Consider the following 25,937-nt stretch of genomic DNA (forward strand, 5'->3'; position numbering starts at 1 on the left):
GCGATCCCTGCGGATGGGATTGGTCCTGAGGTTATAGCTGCGGGTCTTCAGGTTCTGGAGGCGCTGGAACAGCGCAGCGGTGACTTCAAGATCCATACCGAAATCTTCGACTGGGGTTCGGACTATTACAAGAAGCACGGCGTGATGATGCCGGCCGACGGGTTGGACAAGCTGAAGAAGTTCGATGCGATCTTCTTCGGTGCGGTCGGCGCCCCTGACGTTCCCGACCATATCACGCTCTGGGGCCTGCGCCTGCCGATCTGCCAGGGGTTCGACCAATACGCCAATGTGCGCCCGACGAAGATCCTGCCCGGCATCACGCCGCCCTTGCGCAATTGCGGTCCAGGCGATCTCGACTGGGTCATCGTGCGGGAGAATTCCGAAGGCGAGTATTCCGGCCATGGCGGCCGCGCCCATAGGGGCCTTCCGGAAGAAGTTGGAACGGAAGTGGCGATCTTCACCCGCGTCGGCGTGACCCGCATTATGCGCTACGCCTTCAAGCTGGCCCAGGCGCGCCCGCGCAAACTGCTGACTGTCGTCACCAAGTCGAACGCCCAGCGCCATGGGATGGTTATGTGGGACGAGATCGCAGCAGAGGTTTCGACGGAGTTCCCGGACGTCACCTGGGACAAGATGCTGGTTGATGCGATGACGGTGCGCATGACGCTGAAGCCTGAGACGCTGGATACGATCGTGGCGACCAATCTGCATGCCGACATCCTGTCGGATCTGGCTGGTGCTCTCGCTGGCAGCCTCGGTGTTGCGCCGACGGCCAACATCGACCCGGAGCGCCGTTTCCCATCAATGTTTGAGCCGATCCACGGATCTGCCTTCGACATTACCGGCAAGGGTATCGCCAACCCGATCGCCACTTTCTGGACTGCCGCGCAGATGCTCGAGCATCTCGGCGAACGCGACGCCGCCGCACGGCTGATGAGCGCCGTCGAGCGCGTGACCGAAGCGGGCATCCTGACCCCCGATGTCGGCGGCACCGCCAACACCAGGCAAGTCACCGAAGCCGTATGCAACGCAATCGCTGGATCGAATATCATCTGAACGGGAGGACCGTCAGGGGACGCCAGAGGGGAGGAGACCATGGCAACACTCGAAAAGTACACCCGGAAAAACCTGATTGCCGGTGGCATCTTCATCGCCATCGCGGCCTCGTTCGCTGTGCAGGGTCTAAGATATGAGTTCGGGACCGCGACCCAGATGGGCCCGGGCTTTTTCCCGGTGGTGCTCGCTTTCGTATTGGGTGCACTAGGCGTCGTCATCGGCCTTGATGGCTTGCGCAGTGAGCCGGAGCCGACCGATGGTTCCGTACCCTGGCGCGGGCTCGTCCTTATCTGTCTGGCACTTGCCATCTTTGCAGCCGGAGCCCGCGATCTTGGGCTCGTACCCGTCGTCCTGCTGTGCACGTTCATGACGGCACTCGCGTCCCGCCGAAATTCGCTGGTATCGGCGGCTATGATGGCCGCCGTCATCGCCACTCTTTGCTATCTGGTCTTCAAGGTCGGTCTGGCAGTTGCCATTCCGACATTCGGGCCGGTTTTCGGACTATGAGGTGCTCACCATGATGGATCTGATCTCGAATCTTGCCCTTGGCTTCGAAACGGCTCCCACGCCGATAAACATCGTCTGGTGTTTCGTTGGCGTACTGCTCGGCACGCTCGTTGGCGTATTGCCCGGCATCGGGCCGACAGCGACGATCGCGATGCTTCTGCCGATCACGTTTACATTCTCCCCGGTTACGTCCCTGATCATGCTTTCGGGCATCTACTACGGCGCCCAGTATGGTGGGTCCACAACAGCAATCCTCATCAACCTGCCGGGGGAAAGTTCTTCCGCTGTCACAGCGATCGATGGCTTTCAGATGGCCCGAAAGGGGCGTGCCGGCCAGGCATTGGCAACCGCGGCGCTCGGATCCTTCTTCGCAGGATGCGTGGCAACTATGCTGTTGGCGATCGCGGCTCCGCCGCTTGCCTCCATCGCGCTCGAATTTGGCGCGCCGGAATATTTTGCCCTGATCGTTCTCGGGCTGCTCGTTTCGATCTCACTCGCTCACGGTTCCGTCCTGAAGGCGCTGGGCATGATCGTCATCGGCTTGCTGCTTGGGACGGTGGGCCAGGACATCTATACGGGCGAGGAGCGCTTCACGTTGGGTCGCCTGGAATTGTCGCAGGGGATCAACTTTGTTTCGATTGCTGTTGGAATATTCGGGGTCTCCGAAATCTTCCGCAACCTTCAGAACGAGCACACGCGCGAAATCGGAGTGAAACACGTCACGAACCTTTGGCTGACGAAAGACGATTTCCGGCGGATTATCGGCCCTGTATTGCGGGGAACGGCGCTTGGCTCGCTTCTCGGCGTATTGCCGGGCGGCGGTCACGTATTGGCGTCCTTTGCCAGCTATTCGGTCGAGAAGAACCTGTCGAAAAATCCGGCCGAATTTGGCCATGGCGCGATCGAAGGCGTGGCGGGACCCGAAAGCGCCAACAACGCTGCGGCGCAGACGTCCTTCATTCCGCTGCTTACCCTCGGCATTCCGGCCCATCCAGTCATGGCACTCATTGTTGGCGCCTTTATCCTGCAGGGGATCACGCCGGGGCCGGACGTCATTACCAGCCAGCCGGCGCTGTTCTGGGGCATCATCGCATCGATGTGGATCGGTAACCTGTTGCTGGTGATCCTCAACCTGCCGCTGATCGGGCTGTGGGTGAAGATGCTGACCATTCCCTACCGCATGCTGTTTCCGGCCATCGTCATCTTTGCCTCGATCGGATGTTATTCCATCAACAACAACCCCTTCGACGTCTATGCAATCATCGTCTCGGGCATACTTGGCTACGTTCTGATCCGTGTGGGCTGCGAACCGGCACCCCTTCTGCTGGGATTCGTTCTGGGGCCGCTGCTCGAGGAGCATCTCCGGCGGGCGATGATCATCTCCCGCGGCGACGCGACGGTGTTCGTCACAAACCCGATCGCTGCATCGCTGCTCGGCCTGGGTCTGGTCTGCGTAATCCTGGCGCTCCTACCGTCGATACGTTCCAAGCGCGATCAGGTGTTCGTAGAGGATGACTGATGCCGGACATTTTCATGTCGTCGGGCTCCAGGGCGAGTTTTCAGGTTGTGTGGTGTGAGAGCTACCTTCTTTCGCGAACGCCGAATGGTGTAATTTCTCTTTGTTCCATAATAACTTTCGCCGCCCAGTTGCTGTAGCAGTCTTGCAGACCAAAGGCTTAGCCGAAACAACTGGAACCGAAAGTTCGATCCCCATCAACTCAATGATTGTGATAGCGGGGCGCGGCTTGCGATTTGACAGCCGAGACATCTGCTGTAAATGATGCCGCATGGGGTCGCGATCACCCCACGAGGCGTCATGCTAGAGAATCGCGTCCATCAACCCGGCTAACGGAGGACGCATCATGACGTCATTTCTCGAAATTTCCCCCGAAAAACTGAACCGTCTGATCGGTACACCCAGTGCCCCGGTGCTCATCGACGTGCGCACCGAAGAAGACTTCCAGGCCGATCCGCGACTGATCCCCGGCTCGCTGCGCCGCCCTTACGATCAGGTCGCAACATGGTCAGGACAATTCATGGGGCAGACGGCTGTCACCATCTGCCAGAAAGGCAAGAAGCTTAGCCATGGCGTGGCGGCCTATCTGCGCACGCAGGGCACGTCTGCCGAAGTCCTCGAGAACGGCATCGAGGCATGGGTATCCGCAGGTTTCCCTCTGGTCCCCGCCAGTCAATTGCCCGAACGCGACGCGCAAGGGCGAACCGTCTGGGTGACACGATCGCGACCGAAGATCGACCGCATTGCCTGTCCATGGCTGATCCGGCGTTTCATCGATCCGGGTGCGGTCTTCCTGTTCGTCGCGCCAGGCGAAGTATCCGCCGTGGCCGATCGCTTCCGCGCAACGCCATTCGATGTCGACGATGTCTTCTGGAGCCACCGGGGCGAGCTGTGCACCTTCGATGTGATGATCGAGGAGTTCGGTCTCTCGACGCCACCTCTCCTGCGCCTTGGCACGATCGTGCGTGGTGCCGATACGGCCCGGCCTGATCTCGCACCCGAGGTGGCGGGCCTGCTCGCCGCATCACTCGGACTGTCGCGCATGTTCAACGACGACCTTCAACAGCTTGAGGCCGGAATGACGCTCTACGATGCGTTTTACCGCTGGTGCCGCGATGCGACATCAGAAACCCACGACTGGCCCGCTGGAAAGAAGGGTGATTGAGATGTCCGACACGGTGGTATCAACAGAACCGCAACGCGGGTCCGCGGAGCATGGCATTTCATTTATGGAGGCCTTCAAGGTCTGGCTGCGGGTGGCGGCGCTGAGCTTCGGTGGACCTGCCGGACAGATAGCGGTGATGCATCGGATCGTCGTCGACGAGAAGAAGTGGGTCGGCGAAGGCCGTTTCCTGCATGCGCTCAACTATTGCATGCTGTTGCCCGGCCCCGAAGCACAGCAGCTCGCGGTCTATCTCGGCTGGCTGCTGCATCGCACCGCTGGCGGTCTTGTCGCCGGCATCCTTTTCATTCTGCCCGGCTTCCTGTCGATCCTGGCGCTCAGCTACATCTATGTTCTCTACGGCGATGTCACCGCTGTCGCTGGCCTGTTCTTCGGGTTGAAGGCAGCGGTGCTGGCCATCGTGCTCCAGGCCGTCATTCGCATCGGAAGTCGTGCCTTGAAAGGACCGGCCATGGTCGCGATCGCTGCGACCGCCTTCATCGCCATCTTTGCCTTTCAGGTACCCTTTCCCCTGATCATCCTGGCAGCGGGTTTTGTCGGCTATGTCGGCACGAGAGCCGGTTCCTCCCTGTTTGTCGCGTCCGGTGGTCACAAGTCTGCGGGTGGCAAAATTCTGTCTGACGCAGACTCTGCTCTTGGTGAAGGCATGCCAGCACATGCGAGACCAAATCTGCAATGGTCCCTTCGGGTATCCGTGATCCTTCTCGTTCTGTGGCTTGCGCCTGTCGCGCTGCTCTACGTCACCCTCGGCCCGGGCAACGTCTTCACCCAGATCGGTGTCTTCTTCAGCAAGATGGCCGTTGTCACCTTCGGCGGGGCCTATGCGGTGCTGGCTTACGTGGCACAGGAGGCAGTGCAGAACTATCAATGGCTGCGGCCCGGCGAAATGCTCGACGGGCTCGGCATGGCCGAAACGACACCGGGCCCGCTGATCATGGTGCTGCAGTTCGTCGGCTTCATGGGTGCTTACCGAGATGCGGGCGGTCTCGGGCCTCTTCAGGCAGCGACCATTGGCGCCGTACTCGCGACCTGGGTGACCTTCGTGCCCTGCTTCCTCTGGATCTTCCTCGGCGCGCCCTTCATCGACAGGCTGCGGGGAAATGCAGCCATCTCCGGCGGCATGGCGGCGATCACGGCTGCTGTTGTCGGCGTGATCCTGAACCTTGCCATCTGGTTCGGGCTACACGTTCTTTTCTCTGAAGTGCGTGTCGTTCGCGCCGGGCCGCTATCGATCGAACTGCCTGTCCTGTCTTCGCTCGACTGGGCATCGCTCACGCTGACACTACTGACGATCTTTGCGATCTTCCGGCTGAAAATGTCGGTAATGACGGTGCTGCTCGGCTCTGCCGTGCTTGGCATGGCATGGACACTGGCTGGCATGCGCTAACAGCTCCGTTTGGCCACAGCAAGAATGTGAAAGGCCGGCGGAGAGGATCCGCCGGCCTTTGCAGTTACATCACGCGTTTGATGTCGGAATAGGCGCCGTTGGTTTTCAGGGTGATCGTCACGGCACCACCGGTCCGGTTGCGCCAGAACCATCCGTGTTTCCCGTCGAAGGCCGCTTCCATCTCGCCGGAGTCCGTGGGCTCGGCGCGACCCTTCTTGTAGCTCGTGGTTTCGCCACTGTTTCCATCGGCATGCATGTCGTAGTTCACGCCGCCACCCACGGTCGTCCACACATATGTGGCCTTTGCGCCCTTCACCATGGTCAGCTTGATCTCGGTTGCCTCTCCGGGCTGGAGTGTCACCGACATCTCGTCCGTCCGCATGGCATCCTGGGCATAGGCCGCCGAAACGCCGAACTCGCGGATAATCCGGTCAAGGATGCTCGACCCTTGCTGCGGGGTGGTCTGCACGGGTGTCGGGGTAGTAATACTGTTCTGCCGATCGAGTTCGGCCTCTTCGGCGAGTTGCGTCTTGATCTCACCATTTCGGTGAGGCCCATGACAGAGCCGACACCAGTCGGATCGATCCCGTATTCGGATGGCATCACGACGGTGACGAGAAGGGCAGCGGCCGCGACGACTGAGATCACGGTCGATTTGACGAGCTGCTTAGAGGACGGCAGGTCGTCAGGATTGGGAGCTTGAGAATTGAACATTTGATTTATCCTTGTTGGTTCAGGAAACGAAGTAGCCGGTCATCTGCATGCCAAACAGCAGCCAGCCGGCGGTCATCATCAGCACATTGGCGGTGTAGGCATGGCGCAGGAAACCGGAGGTCTTGCGCCAGTAGCTCATGGCGATCAGGATAATGGCGAGCGCGATGAGCTGGCCGATCTCGACGCCGACATTGAAGGCGAGCAGGTTGGGGATGAGGCCATCGGCGGCAATCTCGTATTCCAGGATCTTGGTCGCGAGACCGAGACCATGGAAGAAGCCGAAGATCAGCGTGGCAATCTTGGTGTTCGGCTGGAAACCCAGCCATCGCTGGAAGGCACCGAGATTGTCCAGCGCCTTGTAGACGACCGAGAGCCCGATAATGGCATCGATCAGATAGGCGCTGACATTCCAGCCGAAATAGACGCCGAGCAGCATCGTTGTCGAATGACCGACGGCAAAGAGGCTCACATAGATGGCAATGTGCTTCAGCCTGTAGAGGAAGAAGATCACGCCGAACAGGAACAGCAGATGGTCATAACCGGTGACCATGTGTTTTGCGCCCAGATAGACGAAGGGGATCAGGTGAACGCCTGTGATCTCCTGGATGTAGCCTTTGTCGCCCTCGGCGACGGCATGAGCTGCGGCCGTGCTGACAAGCAACAGCAGCGACAGTGCGGCAAGCGCCAGTGTGGTGGCGATGTGCCGGGTGAAATGCCCGTGCCACACGCCTCCGGGAAGAGGTGTATTCATGAATGATATCCGTAAACGAGGTGAACCTACCGCAGAATGCGGCGTGGATCAGACGTGGTTCACGGAACGCGGAGGTCGGTCTATGCCGTAGGGGGGGCCGCCATCGAACTTGTCCTCAACTAGGGCATAGTTCGTCTGGAAGGTGTTGCGCAAAACGTCACCTGCTACAGTGACCAGTCCCGCCTTTTCGTGGGTATGGTCGGCGTGGTGATGATCGGGCGCGTCCGCACTGTCGACAGCAAAATCCAGATCGTCATCATGCGAATGATCGCCGTGATCGTGGGAATGCCCGTCATCGGTGACGGCAAATGCCGGGGAATGCAGGCTGAGCGCGTGGGTTCCGGCTGGTACAAAGGCGAAGACGAGCATGGCGATGCAGGCCAGCACGGCCGTGAACCCAGTTCCGAATCTTCGTCCTTTTCGAAGCAGCATGCACAAGGAGATACCCGCCATTGGTTACGAAAACAAGAAAACGCGTTGAAATATCCCCTCCAGGGGGATAGGAACTTGACCTATGACAGAGCATCGACACGGTTCCCATCCCGACATCGTCAAGCGCCTCAAGCGTGCTGAAGGTCATCTGAAAAGCGTGATCGCCATGATCGAAGCAGGCAAGCCTTGCCTCGACATTGCCCAGCAGCTTCACGCGGTGGAGAAGGCGGTCGAAAACGCCAAACGTACGCTGATCCAGGATCATCTCGATCACTGCCTCGATGAGACGGTCGGCGCGCTGGATCTCCAGCAACGCAAATCGATCGATGAGTTCAAGGCGATCACCAAATATCTGTAAGGAAGCCGCCATGCTGGACGTTCTGGCCAATCGCACCTATCGGCATCTGTTCCTGGCGCAGGTGATCGCGCTGGTGGGAACGGGCCTTGCAACCGTGGCGCTCGGATTGCTGGCCTATGACCTTGCCGGAGACCGGGCGGGCGCGGTGCTGGGAACCGCACTTGCAATCAAGATGATCGCCTATGTCACGGTGGCACCGATCGCCGGCGCATTCGCCGAAGTCCTGCCGCGCCGTGCCATGCTGGTCAGCCTCGATCTGGTGCGAGCGGTCGTGGCGCTGTGTCTGCCCTTCGTCACCGAGATCTGGCAGGTCTATGTGCTGATCTTCGTGCTTCAGTCGGCCTCAGCCGCCTTTACCCCGGCCTTCCAGGCGACCATCCCGGACGTTTTGCCGGATGAAAAGGATTATACCCGCGCCCTATCACTTTCGAGGCTCGCCTACGATCTGGAGAGCCTCGTCAGCCCGATGCTGGCAGCGGCTCTGCTGACGGTCATTTCTTTCCATTCGTTGTTTGCTGGCACCGTCGTGGGATTTCTGGTTTCTGCGGCACTGGTGGTGTCCGTTGCGCTGCCAGACCATCCTGCCAAGGAGCGCAGAAGCATCTACGCGCGCACGACCCGCGGTCTTCGCCTCTACCTGGCGACACCCCGACTGCGCGGCCTGCTTGCCCTTTGCCTGACAGTGTCGGCAGCGGGCGCCATGGTCATCGTCAACACCGTCGTCTTCGTCCAGGCGGAGCTTGGCCTCACCCAGACCGACACGGCTCTCGCGCTTGCCGCTTTCGGATGCGGCTCCATGCTCGCCGCCCTGTCCTTGCCCAAGCTTCTGGATCGGATCGCCGACAGGCCAGTGATGTTGTCCGGAGCGGCGATCCTGATTGCCGGATTGGTTCTGACCGCCTTCGTCAGTAACTACACCGTGCTTCTGGCGATCTGGTTGGTAATGGGGCTGGGCTACTCGATCGTGCAGACACCATCCGGCAGATTGTTGCGCCGCTCTGCCCATGCAGAGGACCGGCCCGCCTTGTTTGCCGCCCATTTCGCTTTGTCGCATGCCGCCTGGTTGCTGACCTATCCGCTCGCCGGATGGCTCGGCGCGACCATAGGCTTGCCTTTGACGGCAATACTTCTTGCCATTATCGCCGGGCTTGGCCTTATCTGTGCATTCTGGCTCTGGCGGGCCTCTGACGAAGTGGAGGTCGAGCACAGCCATGACGATCTGGCGGAGAACGATCCGCATCTGATGGAGGGGCATCACCGCCATGGTAATCGGCACAGCCACGCCTTCATGATCGATCGCCTGCATCCGGAATGGCCGCGTGAGCACTGACCTCGCAGCCTATGTCGGCCTGTTCAGTGCTGCATTCCTGGCTGCCACCATCCTGCCGGCACAGTCGGAAGCGGTGCTTGCGCTGATGATCCTCGCCGACCGATATCCGCTTGCCACGCTGATTGGTGTTGCCAGCTTCGGCAATGTGCTCGGCTCCGTGGTCAACTGGATGCTCGGACGTGGGATTGAGCACTATCGCGACCGTCGATGGTTCCCTGTTTCGGCGGAAAAGCTCGACAGGGCTGAGGGCTGGTACCACCGCTATGGAAAATGGTCGCTGCTGGCAAGCTGGATTCCTATCATCGGCGATCCGATCACCGTCATCGCGGGTGTGTTGCGGGTTCCGTTCCTGATATTCCTCACGCTTGTTACCATCGCCAAGGTCGGCCGCTATCTGGTGCTGGCCTGGGTGACGCTTAAGGTAGCCTGACCATGCTGACCTGGATCCTGGACTATCAGAAAGAGACCTATCTTGCATTCGGCGAGCACATAAGCACCTTTGCAAACGGTGGCGGCTCAGCCGCGTTCCTTGCCTTCCTGCCCATGGGTCTGCTGCTGGGTGCTGTCCATGCGCTGATGCCCGGCCACAGCAAGTTGCTGATGGCGACCTATGTCGTGGGCTCAAAGGGAGGCCTGGGGAGCGCGCTGCTCACCGCCCTCGTCCTGGCGGCGACGCATATCACCATCTCGGTCCTGATCGTCCTTCTCTCCCTGCCGCTGATCGATTACATGTTCGGCGGTTCCGGGCCAGGATCGTCGCCAGTTCTGGAGCATGTGAGCCGGGGTGTCATCGGTCTGATCGGTCTCTGGATGATCTGGAGAGGTTTGCGCGCCGGCAGCCACAACCATGCGCGCCGCGAGGGCGCAGGCTTTGGTTTCGTGGCCGGTCTCATTCCTTGTCCGCTGACCCTGTTCGTCATGACCTATGCAACCGCGCGCGGGGTGCCGGCGGCAGGACTGTTGTTTGCCGTCCTCATGCTGGGCGGCGTTGCGGCGACGCTGTCTGTCGTCGCGCTCTCGGCCGTTTCCTTCAGGAAGGTCTTCGATCGGCTGTTCAGCCGTAATGAACAGATGCTCGACAAACTGTCTCGTGGACTCGAGATCACCGTCGGCTTCGGTATGGTCGCGACAATGACCTTCGCGTGAGACGGCCGCCGCTCAAAGAGTTGCAGGCGCTATGACGTAGGGCTCTCATTTGACGGAGGCGGGTCCCTAATGTCCGCGTCACAATGCTAGCTGACATTCCGCTCCCACCAGAAATCAGTCATGCCAGCCCGACCAAGTGCTTGGCTTGCATAATGGATCTATTACACAGGAAATTTCTAATAGCATTGGTCGCTGGTTCACAACCCATCAAGAGCGAGACGAGGAGGCTTGGTCCAGATGCAACATGGTATGGGGATCTGATCCGAGCATCTCATTCGATCTTACGCGGCTTCCCAAACCTGATTGAGAATCTTGGCAGCCAGTGCGGCTTTGTCTTGCGGCAGAAAGCGACCGTAGTGCTGCTGAACGACATCGGGCGTATCCTGAATTGCGTAGCTGGCCTACTCGTAGGATCCGGTCTGCTTCAAAATATGCGTCGCGAGAATGTCCCGCAGGTTATGCGGTCCATGCGGCAGCAGGCCCTTGATTGCACCCCGTCCGGTGTAAGGGTTGTAAATTCCGTAGCGTTGAATGACTGTCCTCCAAGCCTCGTAGAATGTCGTCGAATTGTAAGCAGCATCAATGCTGGTAGTCTTCACCGTCTTTACGAACAGGGTTCCGGGATCTTTGGCTCCTCCAAGGAGGACACCACGATGGCGGTCTATATAGGCATCGAGGTATTCGTAGAGATCGAGTAGGTCCGGCAGTACCAATCGAAACGGTTTCTGTCCGAAGAAGGAGGAGCCAGCGTTTTTGAACGCGACTGATGGGATAAGCACCTCCCAGCCATGGTCGCGATCACTCCAACGTAGCTCACCACATTTCATGTCCTCAAGCCGACGTTCTGACGTCGGATAGTGTCCACGGGGGCAGACACGGAGTTGTCGAAGGTTCTTTTGTCTGAGCCCAAGGTGCAGGCCAAGCCGAAGCAACAGGAATGCTCTGACGGCCTCGGCGGCCGGTCGCGGATATCGGTTCTCGTCCGGCATACGTTTCACGATCTCGTCCGTGATTTTGCGATATTCCGCTAATGGACTGTCCGCTTCAAGTACACACATGATCGGTTCAAAGGGATCGCGGTGAACCCGCATGACACGTTGAATTTCTTTGGATCTGTTGGCCGCATGCCGATGAAACGCATCGCAGGCGCCATGCCAGTCGCGAGCCGCGAAGTCGATTTCTTCCTGCTCAATCAAGCCCACGATCGGCCTGACATTATTAAGCAGTTCCGGGTGTTGCCGGATCCAGCCGACATCCGCGCGAGATAGGGCTTGGGCGACCATCAGCATGTCTTCTTCCCATTTGGTGTAAAAGCCACGCCGTTGTTCCCGCCACTGCAGATACCAGTCCCAGACGCCAGGGAAGATGAGGAGGCCAAAGCTTAGCTGGCTAAGCGGTACGCCGCAGCCCTTCACGACGCTGCTTGGGGAAGCTGCTAGTGCGCCGAACATCAACCCAAGGTGCTCGATCTTCTGAGAGGCCGTTTCCTCGCCCCAGACGCCGTTTCGTTGGAAACCAATCGCGGTCAGTGTTGAGGTTTTGAAACGGATGAGGTCAGCCATTTCCATTGCAAGCCTTGGCGGCGCGTCGACAACGCCTGACACTAGATCTGGATCGTCTAAATCTGCCGCGAGGTTTGAATTAGCCCCGGCCATTGAGGCCAATGTTCGAGAGGGCAGGGCACTGCCACCATATGTGACGCTAGGAAAGCGGATGGCATAGCGTTGCTTGCTGGCCGCCGCCTGGTATCGACGATATTCGGTCGATCCGGAAATTATCACACGGCGCACCCAATCCAAGATTTCTTCACGTTTGGTGAAGGGAAGGCTGCTGAAATCATCGGGCAGATGCAACGAGATCCTGCGCCGCTCAGCCGGGCTGATATCTCCGAGCTCGTGACCATAAAGCGAGCGCGCCTGATGCGGCAGTTTCTCTTTGAAATATCCCTCGGGAAGACGGTAGCGTTGCTCGATTCGGCGCAAGACGTCGAAACTCGTTACAGATCGTGGAACACGCTCGCCCTGGATCCAGGATAGCAACGTCTTGTTGTCAAAGGTCTCATTCAGATGAACAACGGCGCGATAGAGCTGCCAGTAGGTGTCGCCGAACCGCCGCATATGATAGATCAATGCGTCCTGAAAGCTCACCGGATCTTCAGTCGCTTCAAATAGTGCGTCTGGGAACGGGCTGATAGGTTTTGGTTCAGGGCCGCGCTGTGTCGACGCGGACCGGGCAAAGGTGCCGTCGGTCGCCGCGCGTTGCGCCTTTCCGGTCGAGGATGCGGAAGCCGCTTTCTTGGCGTGAGCGATTTTGGTCGGGCGAGCCTTTGACTTTGGTGGCCGTCGCTCTTCGGCTGCCGGTGGTGCGCCGAGCCATCGGATGATGGCATCCAGAGCAGGCCGGAGCTGCTTTTTTAGCTCTGCCGTCAACTCGGCTTCGATCCCACACGCCTGACCGATAGTCGTCCAGTCGATATGGCCGTTCAGAAGCGGTGGCGATTTTCGGTAGACAATCAAACTGGCCAGATAAGGCCGTATATTTTCAAACACGCGCCTGGATGCGACCGGAGCGATACGAAGCTCGCAGAATTCCGAAATTTTTCGCTGAAAATGACGTGATGAAGGGTCGTGTGTAGTCATGCTCATTCCGTTTCTCTCGACACCAATGCCGAGGGCGAGCGGAAATAGGGGGCGAGCTTTAACAAAGGGTGTATCGGGCGTGTCACTTCTAATGACGGCTAAGGCGCCTACGCCGCATGAATCAAAGGTCAGGAACTCAATGTCGACGCGTTAATTAAGCGCGCTTATCTAAGTCTGCCGCTTATTTAAATGAAATGCGCCTTGCTTAAATAAGGGGCGCGGCTGATATTGGGTTATGTCTGATTCCCAATCCCAAAACCGCTTGGGTCGTTTCGTCGAGACGGTCGCTGCCAATGAAACAGTGCGGGCGTTCGTGCCTCCACCATTACCGCCCGAGCCGGCAATTGATGTGCTTTCATTGCTCGAGCGCCTCAGCTTGGCTGAGCGCGCGCTAGGACGCCTCGATGGTATCACAATGCTGCTGCCGAGACAGGAGCTGTTTCTTTATATGTATGTAAGAAAGGAAGCCGTTCTTTCCTCGCAGATTGAAGGCACGCAGTCGACCCTTTCTGATCTTTTGCGGTTTGAGACCGAAGCTCAAGCCGGGCAGCCGGTTGATGACATCCGCGAAGTCTCCAACTATGTTGACGCCATGATGTATGGTTTAGAGCGGCTAGAAACGCTTCCCATGTCGTTGCGTCTGATCCGTGAGATGCATGCCAGGCTCCTACACAGTGGTCGGGGAGGTACCAAGGATCCGGGAGAGTTCCGCCGCTCGCAAAATTGGATTGGTGGCACGCGCCCCGGTAACGCACTCTTTGTACCGCCACCCGTCATTGAAATGGCCGGTTGCCTGGATGCGTTCGAGCGCTTCATGCATGACGACCAATCGCGGTTACCGGCGCTGATCAAAGCTGGTTTGCTGCACGTGCAGTTTGAAACGATCCATCCGTTTCTCGATGGCAATGGCCGTATCGGCCGCCTGCTGGTCACCCTATATCTTTGCATGAACGGGGTTTTGCGAAAACCACTGCTTTATCTAAGCCTCTATCTGAAGTCCCATCGGAGAGAATACTATCGGCTACTGCAAGAGGTTCGTGAACATGGTAACTGGGAAGCTTGGCTAGAGTTTTTCCTGACCGGCGTCGCCGACACGGCCAATCAAGCGTTTGAGGCTGCTACTCAGATCGTCGATCTTTTCAAGGAAGATCGGGAGCGGATAACCGTAGGGAGTGATAGAGCAGGGTCGGCTCTTCGTATTCACGAGCTTTTCCAGCAAAATCCTTTTCACACTGCAAACCAGATTGTTCAGATGACCGGTCTATCCGCACCAACGGTCAATGCTGCACTTGCCGACCTAGAACGATTGGGCATCGTTGATGAGGTCACCGGCCGCAAGCGCGGCCGCGTGTTCAGCTATCGACGATACCTCGCAATTCTAGCTGAAGGCACCGATCCCTTGCCTCTCAATTCATGACAAATAGATGGGCTGAAAGTTCGGCTTTCATCAAGACCAAAAAATTGCGTGTTGTAACCAAATCTCAGCAAAACCCGTTTAACTTAAGGATTCTGTAGGCTCCAATCACAGCGCGGAGCTCGTCTTCAGAATTTCGATCTCCGTCGTTGGCGTCGGGATGGTGCATCTTGAGCCTTTCCTTGTAACGACCCTTGATTTCGCTGGCCGTGGCCTGGGTGGAAAGACCGAGCGTTTCGAAAGCTTTGGCTTCGAGTGCCTTCAGCTTTCTCTCTTGCTGACCAATCTTTTTCTGTCCCTGCGTGCCGGTTCTGCGCGCATTAAGCGTCTTCGCAGAGCCGGAGCGCTCCATTGACGGCATCGGGATCTCCGTTGCGTCCTGAACACGAGTTCCCCAGGTTTGACGGGAGCCGATCGTTGCCTCTTTCTGATAACGGGCGACGTCGGGATTCGTTGGGGCTGCCGTGTAGCTGTATCCCTTGTTGTAATCTTTCACATGCTCAAGACAGAAGAGAAGGAAAAGTCCTTCACCACCTGCTCCCACGGGCGCACGGTGGGTGCCGCTTTTTTCGCACCCATCCCACTGACATCTTGGACCTGAAGGTTCGCTGACAGAAGAGGACCTCGTACGAGTGGACCGGAGGCCGACGAATATTTTCGAATCTTGAGTCATGGTTACCTTATGGACTCGGAGGCTTGCCCGGGCAACGCCGAGAAGTCCAAGTGCTCATCGTCTACAAGGGAGCTCAACGTTCCGGGTCAATTGATACGGGAACGGACTTTGCTTGAGAGTTCTAAATCTTGGGCGTCATGGCCGAGTGCGAGCGGGAATATGAGGCGAGCTTTGATCGAAGATGTAACGGGCATCGTGCTTTGGAGACTGTTTGGCCAGTCCATTTATGCCCCTAACCCAAAACCCTCTGAAACCGTGATCGGAATTCAATATCCGCACCTTGACTGGGCGCGCTGGTCCAGGCATGGGGCAGGGCGGTTGTTCTTCCGATCATGTTCGAATATCCCTCTTTTGTGGCCACTCCCGGTGAACGGCTACGTCAATGGCTCGGCTAGTCTTGCGGGTCAGGACGACTTCCGGCCGTTCGGGTAAGTGACGGCAGTGATGAGTGTGTATGCATTAATCACCTAAAGGGTTGATGGGCCTGTGAGGCGCTCCACCTTCATTTTCCCATCGGTCTACACCGCAGTGACGGTCTCGGTGCTTTGAGGCTGGGGAGAGTGGATAGACTTCACCGCAAATAGTTGCAGCCTTTATCAACTGGACAATTTTGCGAGCTTCTTCGTTTTCGTGTCCCTTGTCGCCGTCGAGCTTCCCGGTTTCATAATGGGCGTTGCGCAGGACGCGAAGAAGCAGTTTCTCCTTCAACTGTCGCACAGCTGTGGACGCCGTGAATGACAAGATCACCATGCCCACCCACCCATGAGAATGTAGAGGATCATGAGCGCGCTCGCCGCGATCAAGAAATGGGAGGCCGTAATGCTGCAAAGGTGCCGGCGGTGGTGAAACTGGGAAGACATGCAGTCCTCCTCTCAATTGGGGCCAAGGTTGCCAACCCATGAGCAGCAGCGCCCGCGTAAATTGCTACTGAAGAAATGAGTTTGCGCGCTCATCGTTTCTTTAGCAAGACATCAAATAAGGCCATTTGAAGCCCCAAGTGTTTCGATGGTCCGTGAGCAGGCCAAATCGACAGGCACTGAACAGAGTGGCTACGACCTGACGCGTATCTCCCTCCTTGCTGGGCGGCTGGTGGTCAAGTTGTCTAGGCAGGTCTTGCGCGAACGGTGATAACGGCGCGAATACCGATCAAAGTGCGCGCGCGCGTTTGGCAAGCAGAGCGGAGGTTGCCGCGGTACGATCCGACAATTCCTTCGCAAGACGGGCTTCCCGAAGGCGCAGGGTCTTTGCATCGCGGGATTGCGCTATGGAATCGAGCTCCTCAAGCGCTTTCTCCTTTGCGAAGAACTGTGTCTGGATATGGCTGAAGGCGAGTTCGGCCTTCTGGCGGGAAATACTGTATTTTTCTGTCATGGGTGTTCCGATGATAATGCTCTGAGAGCGAGCGAAAAACAAAAGGCCAGGCAATTTGCCTGGCCTTGATTGGGTTGGCGTGCTTCCGGCAGTTGCCAGTACATCCGTGGTCAAATGGAAGCACAGACCCTTAGGCAGCTTGCAGATTGCAGGCCGACATTTTGCCCGACTTGTTGTCGCGCTCAAGCTCGAAGCCGATCTTCTGACCTTCGACGAGTTCGCGCATGCCGGCGCGCTCAACCGCGGAGATGTGGACGAACGCATCGGTGCCGCCATTGTCAGGCTGAATGAAGCCGAAGCCCTTGGTGGAATTGAACCATTTAACTGTGCCAGTGGTCATGATGAACCCTTTCATAGCGATAAAGAAACCACAGCACTTATGCGCTGCGGAGGATAATAGCGATTTTGAAAGGAAAGGTTCGTTCAGAACGCGGTGCCATACGCGTGACAAGCAAAGCTAAGCAAGCAAATTCGATTGCCCCTTATATCCTGGCTCTGCTGGAGTGTCAACTATTGGTTTTTGACGATATTTCACTTCGCCACAAAGTTGTTCTCCCCTAGACGGCGTGTGGCCTTCCATCGCCTTGTTTTCCGCGCAATCCGGGCGCATGGTTAGGCTTCGTCATGCTGGCCGCATGGCGCTGCGGTGTCAGAAAGGCGCCGTCTTCTTCCCTTCGTCCGATTGCAAATGTTTGCGCAAGCGCTGCGGTGTCATTTTTGACCATGCCGCGAAGTTTGACTCATCGCGAGAGGCGCGTGCCGGTAGCGGCGATCATACACCATCAGCCATTTCTTTATGCCTCCGCGTAACGTTCGTCCGGCGGCGATAGCGGTGCAGAATAAACGGGCTCCACGCGAACGAAATCCGCGTGCCAGTTCCATACGAAAGGCAACACCATGGAAACGTGTAACGAACACCGGCGCCAGGTGCTGAGGATAGAGACCTGGGAGAACGAAGGCGGCGCTCCCGTCTCCGATACGCTCGAGACCCAATATGGAAGACGGATCGAGAGGGATAAAAGCTGGACGATATACCATGTCTTCACCGGCGTGCCGGTGCGCATCGGCCGCCGCAGGCTGACCCATCTCAGCATAGCGGAAGCGACCGATGGCATGCTGTCCCTCAACCGGCGTAACGCCTTGCGCAGGAAAGAGCGCACGGGGAGCAAGTCATGACGCTCGCTTTCCCCAACACGGCCCGCAGTTTTGACGACGTGCGTAAAGCGGTTCGCTTTTTCGGCTATGACGGCATGTTTGAAATCCGGTTTTTTGTCGAGGCCGAAGCGCTCGCCGAGGGCCGGGGACAAGCCATGAGCATGTCGGAAGCCCAGTGCCTTTCCTCTTTCGACGCGATGCGCACGGCGATCTATGCCGCGGCACAGAAGGTCTACGCCAAATCGCGTCGAAACATGAATATCCTGACAGCCTCCGACCTCGATTAACTGTCGCCAGATATTATTCGTTTCCCGAAGGTGCCGACGTCACCAAGCGCGGCATCGCTGCCGCGCCCGCTGGTGATTTCATTTCACTGGCGGCGGAGCCTTTCCGAGCTTTGCCGAAGGTTCCCGACCCCAGACACGCAGCTTGCCGAGGTTCGATACGAAGCCGGCGAGGCCTTCCTCCCCGGGGAGGGCAACGGTGCCCTCATCAAGAGCGTCGGCAATGCCGGCTTTTTCCAGCAAGGACAGCGCTGACTGATCATAGCCGATGAACTTGCAGTGCTGGAAAGCATCGGCCACGAAGTCCCGTGCCGTTGCCTCAGTGACCAGATCGTCTATCGCTTCGGCGGAGGTCAGCAGTGCGACCGCATCGAAAAGAACGGACGGCCCGCCATCGATCATGTGATGGGCCTCAAACCAGCTTCCATCCGAGGCCGTGACGCCGCCGACCTTCGGCGCGATCAGCTCGCAGACGGCTTTCTCCTTGGCAATCGCCGATATCAGGCCATTCAGCAGCTTGGCATCGACCCCATCGGTGACGAGGATACCGAGCTTGCGGCCTTCGAAGCGCTTAGGGCCGCGCTCCACGATGCTGAGCGCTTGTGAGGGCTCCAGATCCTGACGGGTCGGCATGGCTGCATCCGCCGGCTTCGGCATCGACTTGAATCCCAGCTTCTGCGCAACGGTGGTTGCCAGCGTCTCGTCGATGTTCATCAGATGCGACACCATGCGTTCGCGGATAACAGGTGTTTCCACCTTGCTTAGTTCGAATGTCAGGGCGGCAACGATGTGACGCTGTTCGGGTGGTGTCTGGCTGATATAGAACTGTCGTGCCTGGCTGTAATGATCGGCAAAGCTCTCGGGGCGAAGCCGCGCCTTGCTTCCCTGTTCTTCCGCCGGAAAATGCCGATAGCCGCGGATTGGCGATTCCCGCGGACCTTCACCAAACGAGTTCGGCTGGTAGTTCGCCCTGCCGACAGGATTGCGCATGGCCATGTGGCCATCCTGCTGGAAATGCGCGAAGGGACACTTCGGCGCATTGATGGGCAGGTGGGTGAAGTTTGGCCCGCCAAGCCGTTTCAGCTGGGTGTCGAGATAGGAGAAGTTCCGGCCCTGCAACAGCGGATCATTGCTGAAGTCGATGCCCGGCGGCACGTTCTGGGTCATGAAGGCGACCTGCTCGGTCTCGGCGAAGAAGTTGTCGGGCATGCGGTCAAGCACCAGCCGTCCGATCGGCTGCGGCTTCAGTATTTCCTCGGGGATGATCTTTGTCGGGTCGAGGACGTCGAAGTCGAAGCTGTCGGCAAAGTCCTGGTCGAACAGCTGTACCTGCAATTCCCATTCCGGGAAGTTGCCGGCTTGAATGGCCTGCCAGAGGTCGCGGCGGTGGAAATCGGGATCGGCACCGTTGATCTTGACCGCCTCGTTCCAGGCGACCGACTGAAGCCCCAGCTTCGGCTTCCAGTGGAACTTGACGAAGGTCGATTCGTCCTTGGCGTTGACCAGGCGGAAGGTGTGGACGCCGAAACCTTCCATGAAACGGAAGGACCGCGGTATAGTCCGGTCCGACATCGCCCACATGATCATGTGCATGCTTTCCGGCGTCAGGCTGATGAAGTCCCAGAACGTGTCATGGGCGGTCTGCGCCTGCGGAAACGCCCGATCCGGTTCCTGCTTGGCGGCATGGATCAGGTCAGGGAACTTGATGGCGTCCTGAATGAAGAACACCGGAATATTGTTGCCGACGAGATCCCAGTTGCCTTCCTGGGTGTAGAGCTTGACGGCGAAGCCACGCACATCGCGCGCAAGGTCGGCAGAACCCTTGTTGCCAGCAACCGTTGAGAAGCGGACGAAGGCTGGTGTCTTTTCGCCCGCTCGCTGCAGGAAATCCGCCCTGGTATAGGCAGAAAAGGATTCGAAGGTCTCGAAGAAGCCATGCGCGCCGTAACCGCGTGCATGCACCACGCGCTCGGGAATGCGCTCGTGGTCGAAGTGGAAGATTTTCTCACGGAAATGGAAATCATCCACGACCAGCGGCCCGCGCGCCCCGATCCGCAGAGAATTCTGGTCGTCGGCAACCGGCCCGCCCTGGGCGGTTGTCAGCACAGACGCGTCTGTTTCGGCCGCCTGGTGCAGCTCGCCGCCGGCGCCGCGCTCCAGCTTCTGGTCGTGAATAGTGACGGTCTCGGTCTTGTGTTGCGGTGTTCTGCTGTTGGTCGTCTTTGTCATGGTGTGCCTCCTGAATTGGAAGGGGCCTATCGCGGCCCAGAAATGAAAAAGCCGCCTTGAAAGGCGGCCCGAACAGAGTGGGCGGCTCAAGCCATTTTCGGCTGGGCCTTCAGTGTCTGGTTTGCGGAAAAGCCGATGCCCTCGAGCCCGTCAGGCAACACGTCATGCAATGTCTTTTCCGCAGGCATCTGGGAATCCGATCAAATTTTGAGTGCTGGACTTGGAGAACCATCGAACGGAAGCGACGTTCCTGCGGCGACAAAATAATTTTCATCCCGGCGCACCAGGTCGGCAAGCCATTCACCGTCACGGAAACGCAAACGCCATCCAATTCTATTTCCAAGGCGGCGGAACCATGCCGCGAGCATAGTGTTTGCTGAGGGAGCCTGCTCGAAAGGCTACAACGAGGAAAAAATCATGAAAAAACTTCTCTTAGCCGCAGCGCTTGTCTGCGCGTCGACGCTTGCCGCCTTCGCACAGACCACCCCCGCCCCGGCAACCGATGGGAAAACGCCCGCCGTGGCCACGCCCCAGACCAAGAATCCGACAGCGCCTGTCGAAGGCGCCAACAGTTTTACCGAGGAACAGGCGAAAACACGCCTCACGGAGGCCGGATATACCGATATCTCCGGCCTTATGAAGGATGACAAGGGTGTCTGGCAGGCCAAGGCCTCGAAAGATGGCAAGCCGGTAAGCCTCGCGCTCGACTATCAGGGCAACATTGTCGCTAAATAATTCAATTTTCAGGAGAATCCTATGAAGATCGTTACAGGACTTTTCGACGACTACTCCGATGCCAGCGCGGCCGTTAGCGCGCTCGAAGAACGCGGTGTGCCATCCTCGGATATTAGCATCGTGTCCAATAATGCAGATGAACGCCACAGCAAGTCTACAAATGCCGCTGAAGGCGCCGGCACAGGTGCCGGCATCGGCGCCGCCGTTGGTGGCGTGGGCGGTCTGCTCACCGGCCTCGGCATCATGGCAATTCCCGGCGTCGGACCGGTGGTTGCCGCAGGCTGGCTTGCCGCAACAGCGGCAGGCGCAGTAGCCGGTGCCGTGGCAGGCGGTGCCGCCGGCGGGCTTATCGGCGCGCTGACGGAGTCCGGCGTGCCGGAAGACTATGCTCACGTCTATGCGGAAGGCGTTCGCCGCGGCGGCACGCTGGTAACCGCGAAAGTCGAAGACAGCCTTTATGCGGACGCGCAGGACATCCTTCGCCAGTCCAACTGGGTTGATCCCGATCAGCGCCGTGAGGCCTATGCCAAAGAGGGCTGGTCACGCTTTGATGACACGCTGGATCCTTATGAACCAGCTGAAATCGAACAGGAGCGTATGCGCTACAGGCGCCAGAACTAACAACGAAGAGAGGCCGGCATCTGCCGGCCTTTTCTTTTAAATCCAGGGGGCAAACGGGAGTGCCGATCATTGCAACAGCGTTCTCAGCGGATAGCAGGCGAGGGCGGTCGTAAAACACGGTTCAAAAGCCTTCTGAAACGTATCATAAACGTGGCGAGCAGTTCAGAGGAAGACCGGTCATTCTACAAAATCGGCAAACTCGGGTCCGACGCCACACAAATTCGCCTGAAGTCTGGTCGCCGGACGGGCGAAAATTATAATGACTGCCCGCAAGGGTAGTCGGCTGGCTGCAGCCTTGGGATTCGCTCGATGCTGTTGTTGGTGCATTTGAACGAGAGTTCTTCGATGAAGCGCTCTTGCGGCGCCTTGATTGGAGAGTTCGTGCCGAAAGCCTTAGATCCTCTCTTCGGGATGCAGGGTCGGACACCAGAGCAATTTCTGAACGTTAGCTCTGCTCAAGTAAGAGGTTCGAGTGTTCGGTTTCCATCAAGAGCTTAAAAGAGCCGTGGTGGGGACGGCGGCGTAAACTCCATCAGGAGCCCGTCATTCTATTTCGTTGCTGCGCCACCCAATTGTAAGCGACAAGCTGCGGACGTTTTGGCCTTGTAGCCCCACGGCATGAGAGCGTCGATTTCACTGCTTGGCCAGCGAGACGCTCAAGTGTCTGGGCCAACCGAGCTTGCGGATCCACAGTGTTCAACTTTGCAGTTTGAAAGTGTCGCGGTTGTGGCCTATGGCCTTCCGCCGCCGTCGCTGTCCGCGAAGAGACTATTCTTTCTTGTTATCGCCTGACGTCTGATAGCACGCTCGACGATGTTGGAGGGGGCGTGTCGCAAAGCTGGCGATAGGACGCGTTGAGCCGATAATCACCCAGCTTTCACGCTTTGTTAACCTTTTGAAGTCCGAAGAGGCGCCCGAGCAGATCGTTTTGATCGTTGACGGTCCACTCGCCGGAAAATCCGAAGCCTTTGCGCAGCCACAACATCGCTTCGAACCCGGCGATCGTCCGGCGCGCCGTTTTGAATGACTGGAAACCGCCGATCTTAGGCATGTTCTTCTTCACTCGGAAGTGATCGCTTTCGATGCCTTGCTGCAGATGCTTGGTGACATAATGGACCGGGTTCGGATGCAAAAGCCCATCATCGACGGCTGCTTTGATCGCAGAAGGAAATGTACTGGCGCCATCGGTCCCGATCTTCCCCGGCGATAGCAACTGCTCATCCTTGAGCATCTTGCGGAAGAAGCGTTTAGCGGCGTCGAGATCGCGCTTAGCCGTGAGCAAGAAGTCGACCGGGTTGCCGTGCTTGTCGATGGCGCGGTACAGGTAACGCCACTTGCCCCGGATCTTGACGTAGGTCTCGTCAATCCTGAATGAACCACAATGCGGCCGGCGAAACTGGCGCAGCCGCTTTTCGATGATAGGCGCATAGGCGAGGACCCACCTATTGATGGTGCTGTGGTCGACCTCGAAGCCGCGCTCGCGGAACATCTCCTCAAGATCTCTATAGCTGAGCGGGTAACGCAGATACCAGGCCACCGCCTGCACGATCAGCCATGCCTCGAAATGTCGTCCCTTGAAATCATCCTTCGACTGGCGCTTCAACTTCTCGGTAATGGCATTCAGAATCATGGCTACGCTCCGCTACATCGGGAGCGGAATTTCCACCGTTGTGGTCAACAGCACGTTAACCACAAAAATTTGCGACAGGCCCGTCTGGAGCGGCGCCGATCTGATCAGCAACATACTTCAGCATGGCGCGAGGCGGAGTTTCTTCTGCTCCAAGCACTCGACCCGGGTATCGCATCAGACATAGCTGGATGGCGAAGCCGAGCCGATTGTGATTACGTCTCCGCAGTTCAATCTCCAGGCGATCCGCCAATGACAACGAATAGTGTCGGATTAGGTTATCCTCGTCGACTGGTATGTCGACAAGCTTCCGGCGATCTTGATCTTTAAGAAGCTTGCGCTTTGCCATCGCCCGACTCCATTGATGAGCAATCTGCTCGAAGCGTTGTCGAGTCGGGCCGGACAGAGAAATCAAAATTGGCGCATGTCGGTGGCAATCCACAGAGATCGGATGTTGCACATCGGATCTACGGCATCGTTCCGGTTTAGTTCGACCTTAGCGTACGATTTCGGACTGCTCTTGTTCCGACCCCATACCGCTCCGACAACGATCCCAACAAGCACACCACCGAATGCCAGCAGAAAGAATTGGCCGACGGCCTCGAACGCGTTGAAGGTTCCTGTCGCCACTGCGGCAACAGCGAAACGAAAGAGCACCAATCCGCTTGCGTCATTCAGGAGGCTTTCGCCTTCAAGCAGCATCTGAAGCCGTCGGGGCAATCGCACCCGTTGCAAAATGGCGCGACAGGAAACCGCATCCGGCGGAGAAACAATGGCGCCAAGCGCGGCACACACAGCCCAGGGTAGCGATGGAAAGAGGAGATGGGTAACGACGGCCACCACCGCGCTCGTAAACAGGACTGCGCCGACAGCAAGCGAAGCAATACCAATCATATGTCGCCGCAATCGAGTATGAGCGATGGACCAGGCACCATCCATCAAAAGCGGCGGAAGGAAAATGACGAGAACCAAATCCGGGTTGACAGTGATCGCTGGCAGCCCTGGCAGAAAGGCAAGCAATGCGCCACCGGCTAATAGGGCGACGGGAGGTGGCAGGCCAAGGACGCGGGCTGCGTAATGGAGCGCAATGATTGCAAGGAACATGGCAATCACCAATTCAAATAGATGCGTTCCCTCCATGCGCTCCTCTCGGTATGTTTCGACTTCGGTAGGCCTCATTAAAAAGCATATTCAACCGGGACACAACGTCAGTTATTCGATGGCCAAAGTCTATTGCGTAGCCGTTCCGTTGTGGCGTTTGTATCGACTTGATATCCCATCTGACGGTTCCGGTATTTGCGGGTTGGCTGCTGCGGAGAAGACGACGAACAGCAAGCTCTGGTCGACAAAACCTTCGAGTTGATAAGCGATGTTGACGAGGCATGAAGCCACACCTTGGTCTTCGGCTTCCACGGATGCCGACCGCATGAGCGATCTGGTTCGATGACACACGGTCATAGCCGTTGACTGCGAAATGATTGACTGCTGCCTTGCAAACACGCTCTATAGCTGTGGATCGATCAATCAATGGCCAGCACTCAGACCACAACCTCATGTGAAGCGTTTAGTTGGACCAGTGTTATTGAAATCCAAGGATCGAGATGATTTGCTCGATTTCATCGGTCGTATTATAATAGTGAGCCGATATCCGAATGGCGCCGTTGCGAATACTCGCATATACATCATTCTCCGCGAGAACAGCCAGCAGATCCGTTGCGGCAACTCCGGGTTTCTGCAAGAGAGTTATGCCGGAGCTCGATTTTTCATCAAACTGGTAACATACTTCGATTCCGTTTTCCTGCGCACGGTCGCGGAGGATCGCGTGCAGCATGAGGATCCGGGTTTCGATTGCCTTGATTCCCAATTCGTCAATCTGGGAGAGACGTTCTGTAAGTCCGAAAATACCGCATCCGTCGGGCGTTCCCGGCTCAAAACGACGGGCGTCGGGAAGGAAGTCAAGTGTTCGATTGAAATCAAACGGATCGTTTACACTCAGCCAACCAGTAACACGGGGTGTAACCTGATCAAGAGCGCGATTGGAGAAACTGGCAAACCCGATGCCGCGAGGTCCCATCATCCACTTGTGGGCACTGGTAACCAGTACATCAATACCTGCCGCCGTCACATCGAGCTCAATTGCTCCGATCGATTGTGTGCCATCGACAACCAGCAGCGCACCATTTTCCCTGCAAAGCTCCCCCAGCGAGGCGACGTCGACGCGATAACCGCTATAAAACTGAACGTGGCTCACCGTGACAACGCGAGTACGATCATCCAGTGCTTGCCGGACGACGTCAGGTTGAAGCTTTCCGTCCGTTGCCGAAATCTTGCGGATTTCGACGCCCAGAGATTCCAGTTGCAGCCAGCAAAGATAATTCGACGGAAATTCCTGAGCGCACACTACGACGTTGTCACCGGCACGCCAGTCGATGCCAAGGGCTACAAGTGAAAGACCGTGGGAGGTGTTTTGCACGTAAGCAATATGGTCCGGCGAGGAACCGATGAGCTTCGCCGCTAACATCCGGCCTTTTTCGAAATAGGGCCGAGACAACTGCTTCGCTTCACGAAGATGTGCCGCGATAATCGCATTATACTGGTCGCTTGCATCCCTCACACGGCCGGAGATCGGGGATACTGCAGCGTTATCGACATAAATTCGGCCATTAAGATAGGGTATATCGCGACGCAACTCGCTTATTTTTTGATCGCTGATCATATCCGAACCTTCCTTATAAGCGCGATGTCGAGACAGTCCCACTCAAATATGTATAGCTGAGTTATGAATGCCGCAAATCCGATATGGAAACGA

24 protein-coding genes and 4 pseudogenes are annotated in these 25,937 nt (G+C 57.6%); 14 read left to right on the forward strand and 14 right to left on the reverse strand.

Annotated features, from left to right (window positions below):
- The 5 genes from CEV33_RS01050 to chrA form a co-directional block, all read left to right on the forward strand.
- Positions 1–1,056: tartrate dehydrogenase (locus tag CEV33_RS01050; protein WP_141211536.1), on the forward strand; the 1,056-nt coding region annotated here is incomplete at its 5' end.
- A 39-nt stretch (positions 1,057–1,095) separates the two neighbouring features.
- On the forward strand, positions 1,096–1,563 hold the full coding sequence (locus CEV33_RS01055) for a tripartite tricarboxylate transporter TctB family protein (protein WP_046802342.1): 468 nt from the start codon (positions 1,096–1,098) through the stop codon (positions 1,561–1,563).
- A gap of 13 nt (positions 1,564–1,576) precedes the next feature.
- The gene (locus tag CEV33_RS01060) at positions 1,577–3,082 is read left to right on the forward strand and encodes a tripartite tricarboxylate transporter permease (protein ID WP_046802386.1); all 1,506 of its coding nucleotides are present in this window, start codon (positions 1,577–1,579) and stop codon (positions 3,080–3,082) included.
- Between the two features lie 343 nt (positions 3,083–3,425).
- Complete coding sequence (locus CEV33_RS01065; RefSeq protein WP_046802341.1) at positions 3,426–4,244, forward strand: chromate resistance protein ChrB domain-containing protein; 819 nt, start codon at positions 3,426–3,428, stop codon at positions 4,242–4,244.
- 1 nt (position 4,245) lies between these two features.
- Positions 4,246–5,649: a chromate efflux transporter gene (gene chrA / locus CEV33_RS01070; RefSeq protein WP_046802340.1), complete on the forward strand. Its 1,404-nt coding sequence runs from the start codon at positions 4,246–4,248 to the stop codon at positions 5,647–5,649.
- A gap of 64 nt (positions 5,650–5,713) precedes the next feature.
- Here the strand turns inward: chrA and CEV33_RS24655 are convergent, their stop codons facing one another.
- From CEV33_RS24655 to CEV33_RS01085, 3 genes are all read right to left on the reverse strand, one after another.
- A complete protein-coding gene (locus CEV33_RS24655; protein WP_328588541.1) occupies positions 5,714–6,118 on the reverse strand; it encodes a hypothetical protein in 405 nt (134 codons plus the stop codon).
- Positions 6,119–6,382: 264 nt separating this feature from the next.
- Positions 6,383–7,114 carry a HupE/UreJ family protein gene (locus tag CEV33_RS01080; protein ID WP_235818330.1) on the reverse strand — a complete coding sequence of 244 codons (732 nt, stop codon included), beginning with the start codon at positions 7,112–7,114 and terminating at the stop codon, positions 6,383–6,385.
- A gap of 48 nt (positions 7,115–7,162) precedes the next feature.
- Entirely contained in the window at positions 7,163–7,501 is a 339-nt protein-coding gene (locus CEV33_RS01085) for a hypothetical protein (RefSeq protein WP_052760290.1), read from the reverse strand.
- A gap of 127 nt (positions 7,502–7,628) precedes the next feature.
- Between CEV33_RS01085 and CEV33_RS01090 the strand changes: the two genes are divergently transcribed.
- The 4 genes from CEV33_RS01090 to CEV33_RS01105 are packed head-to-tail and all read left to right on the forward strand — an operon-like array spanning position 7,629 to position 10,380.
- Positions 7,629–7,904 (forward strand): metal-sensing transcriptional repressor, encoded by a 276-nt coding sequence (locus CEV33_RS01090; RefSeq protein ID WP_046802338.1) that lies wholly within the window; start codon positions 7,629–7,631, stop codon positions 7,902–7,904.
- Between the two features lie 10 nt (positions 7,905–7,914).
- Entirely contained in the window at positions 7,915–9,234 is a 1,320-nt protein-coding gene (locus tag CEV33_RS01095) for an MFS transporter (protein ID WP_046802337.1), read from the forward strand.
- The gene (locus tag CEV33_RS01100) at positions 9,224–9,664 is read left to right on the forward strand and encodes a YqaA family protein (protein ID WP_046802336.1); all 441 of its coding nucleotides are present in this window, start codon (positions 9,224–9,226) and stop codon (positions 9,662–9,664) included. Before CEV33_RS01095 ends, CEV33_RS01100 begins: the two co-directional genes overlap by 11 nt.
- A gap of 2 nt (positions 9,665–9,666) precedes the next feature.
- Positions 9,667–10,380 (forward strand): sulfite exporter TauE/SafE family protein, encoded by a 714-nt coding sequence (locus CEV33_RS01105; protein ID WP_046802335.1) that lies wholly within the window; start codon positions 9,667–9,669, stop codon positions 10,378–10,380.
- A gap of 281 nt (positions 10,381–10,661) precedes the next feature.
- Here the strand turns inward: CEV33_RS01105 and CEV33_RS01110 are convergent.
- Positions 10,662–13,025: pseudogene (locus CEV33_RS01110) on the reverse strand (hypothetical protein).
- Between the two features lie 229 nt (positions 13,026–13,254).
- On the opposite strand from CEV33_RS01110, the gene CEV33_RS01115 reads away from it, so the two are divergent.
- Entirely contained in the window at positions 13,255–14,436 is a 1,182-nt protein-coding gene (locus CEV33_RS01115) for a Fic family protein (RefSeq protein WP_046802334.1), read from the forward strand.
- A gap of 64 nt (positions 14,437–14,500) precedes the next feature.
- Here the strand turns inward: CEV33_RS01115 and CEV33_RS01120 are convergent, their stop codons facing one another.
- The 3 genes from CEV33_RS01120 to CEV33_RS01135 all read right to left on the reverse strand — a co-directional run bounded on the left by CEV33_RS01120 (position 14,501) and on the right by CEV33_RS01135 (position 16,817).
- Positions 14,501–15,106 (reverse strand): J domain-containing protein, encoded by a 606-nt coding sequence (locus tag CEV33_RS01120; protein WP_046802333.1) that lies wholly within the window; start codon positions 15,104–15,106, stop codon positions 14,501–14,503.
- A gap of 1,146 nt (positions 15,107–16,252) precedes the next feature.
- Complete coding sequence (locus CEV33_RS01130; protein WP_046802332.1) at positions 16,253–16,477, reverse strand: hypothetical protein; 225 nt, start codon at positions 16,475–16,477, stop codon at positions 16,253–16,255.
- 130 nt (positions 16,478–16,607) lie between these two features.
- Positions 16,608–16,817 carry a cold-shock protein gene (locus tag CEV33_RS01135; RefSeq protein WP_046802383.1) on the reverse strand — a complete coding sequence of 70 codons (210 nt, stop codon included), beginning with the start codon at positions 16,815–16,817 and terminating at the stop codon, positions 16,608–16,610.
- 557 nt (positions 16,818–17,374) lie between these two features.
- Between CEV33_RS01135 and CEV33_RS01145 the strand changes: the two genes are divergently transcribed.
- A complete protein-coding gene (locus CEV33_RS01145; protein WP_046802331.1) occupies positions 17,375–17,653 on the forward strand; it encodes a hypothetical protein in 279 nt (92 codons plus the stop codon).
- Positions 17,650–17,919: a DUF1488 family protein gene (locus tag CEV33_RS01150; protein ID WP_046802330.1), complete on the forward strand. Its 270-nt coding sequence runs from the start codon at positions 17,650–17,652 to the stop codon at positions 17,917–17,919. The genes CEV33_RS01145 and CEV33_RS01150 overlap by 4 nt, the downstream gene beginning before the upstream one ends.
- Positions 17,920–17,997: 78 nt before the next feature.
- Here CEV33_RS01150 and katE read toward each other — a convergent pair whose 3' ends face one another.
- The gene (gene katE / locus CEV33_RS01155; RefSeq protein WP_094538703.1) at positions 17,998–20,145 is read right to left on the reverse strand and encodes a catalase; all 2,148 of its coding nucleotides are present in this window, start codon (positions 20,143–20,145) and stop codon (positions 17,998–18,000) included.
- A gap of 417 nt (positions 20,146–20,562) precedes the next feature.
- On the opposite strand from katE, the gene CEV33_RS01160 reads away from it, so the two are divergent.
- On the forward strand, positions 20,563–20,880 hold the full coding sequence (locus CEV33_RS01160) for a PepSY domain-containing protein (RefSeq protein WP_046802328.1): 318 nt from the start codon (positions 20,563–20,565) through the stop codon (positions 20,878–20,880).
- A gap of 21 nt (positions 20,881–20,901) precedes the next feature.
- Positions 20,902–21,501, forward strand: coding sequence for a general stress protein (locus CEV33_RS01165; RefSeq protein WP_046802327.1), 600 nt, complete (start codon positions 20,902–20,904; stop codon positions 21,499–21,501).
- A gap of 548 nt (positions 21,502–22,049) precedes the next feature.
- Here the strand turns inward: CEV33_RS01165 and CEV33_RS01170 are convergent.
- The 6 genes and pseudogenes from CEV33_RS01170 to CEV33_RS01190 all read right to left on the reverse strand — a co-directional run.
- Positions 22,050–22,325: pseudogene (locus CEV33_RS01170) on the reverse strand (transposase domain-containing protein); the annotation flags it as partial.
- Positions 22,326–22,378: 53 nt separating this feature from the next.
- On the reverse strand, positions 22,379–23,131 hold the full coding sequence (locus tag CEV33_RS01175) for an IS6 family transposase (RefSeq protein ID WP_035228110.1): 753 nt from the start codon (positions 23,129–23,131) through the stop codon (positions 22,379–22,381).
- Between the two features lie 85 nt (positions 23,132–23,216).
- Positions 23,217–23,477, reverse strand: a pseudogene (locus CEV33_RS01180) (DUF4158 domain-containing protein); the annotation flags it as partial.
- Between the two features lie 182 nt (positions 23,478–23,659).
- Positions 23,660–24,268 (reverse strand): annotated as a pseudogene (locus tag CEV33_RS01185) (cation:proton antiporter domain-containing protein); the annotation flags it as partial.
- 90 nt (positions 24,269–24,358) lie between these two features.
- A complete protein-coding gene (locus tag CEV33_RS23575) occupies positions 24,359–24,556 on the reverse strand; it encodes a hypothetical protein (RefSeq protein WP_141211537.1) in 198 nt (65 codons plus the stop codon).
- Positions 24,557–24,707: 151 nt separating this feature from the next.
- Positions 24,708–25,844, reverse strand: coding sequence for an aminotransferase class V-fold PLP-dependent enzyme (locus tag CEV33_RS01190; protein ID WP_094538704.1), 1,137 nt, complete (start codon positions 25,842–25,844; stop codon positions 24,708–24,710).
- Positions 25,845–25,937 lie beyond the last annotated feature (93 nt).

Source organism: Brucella grignonensis (genome assembly GCF_002252505.1).
Classification (GTDB): Bacteria; Pseudomonadota; Alphaproteobacteria; order Rhizobiales; family Rhizobiaceae; genus Brucella; species Brucella grignonensis.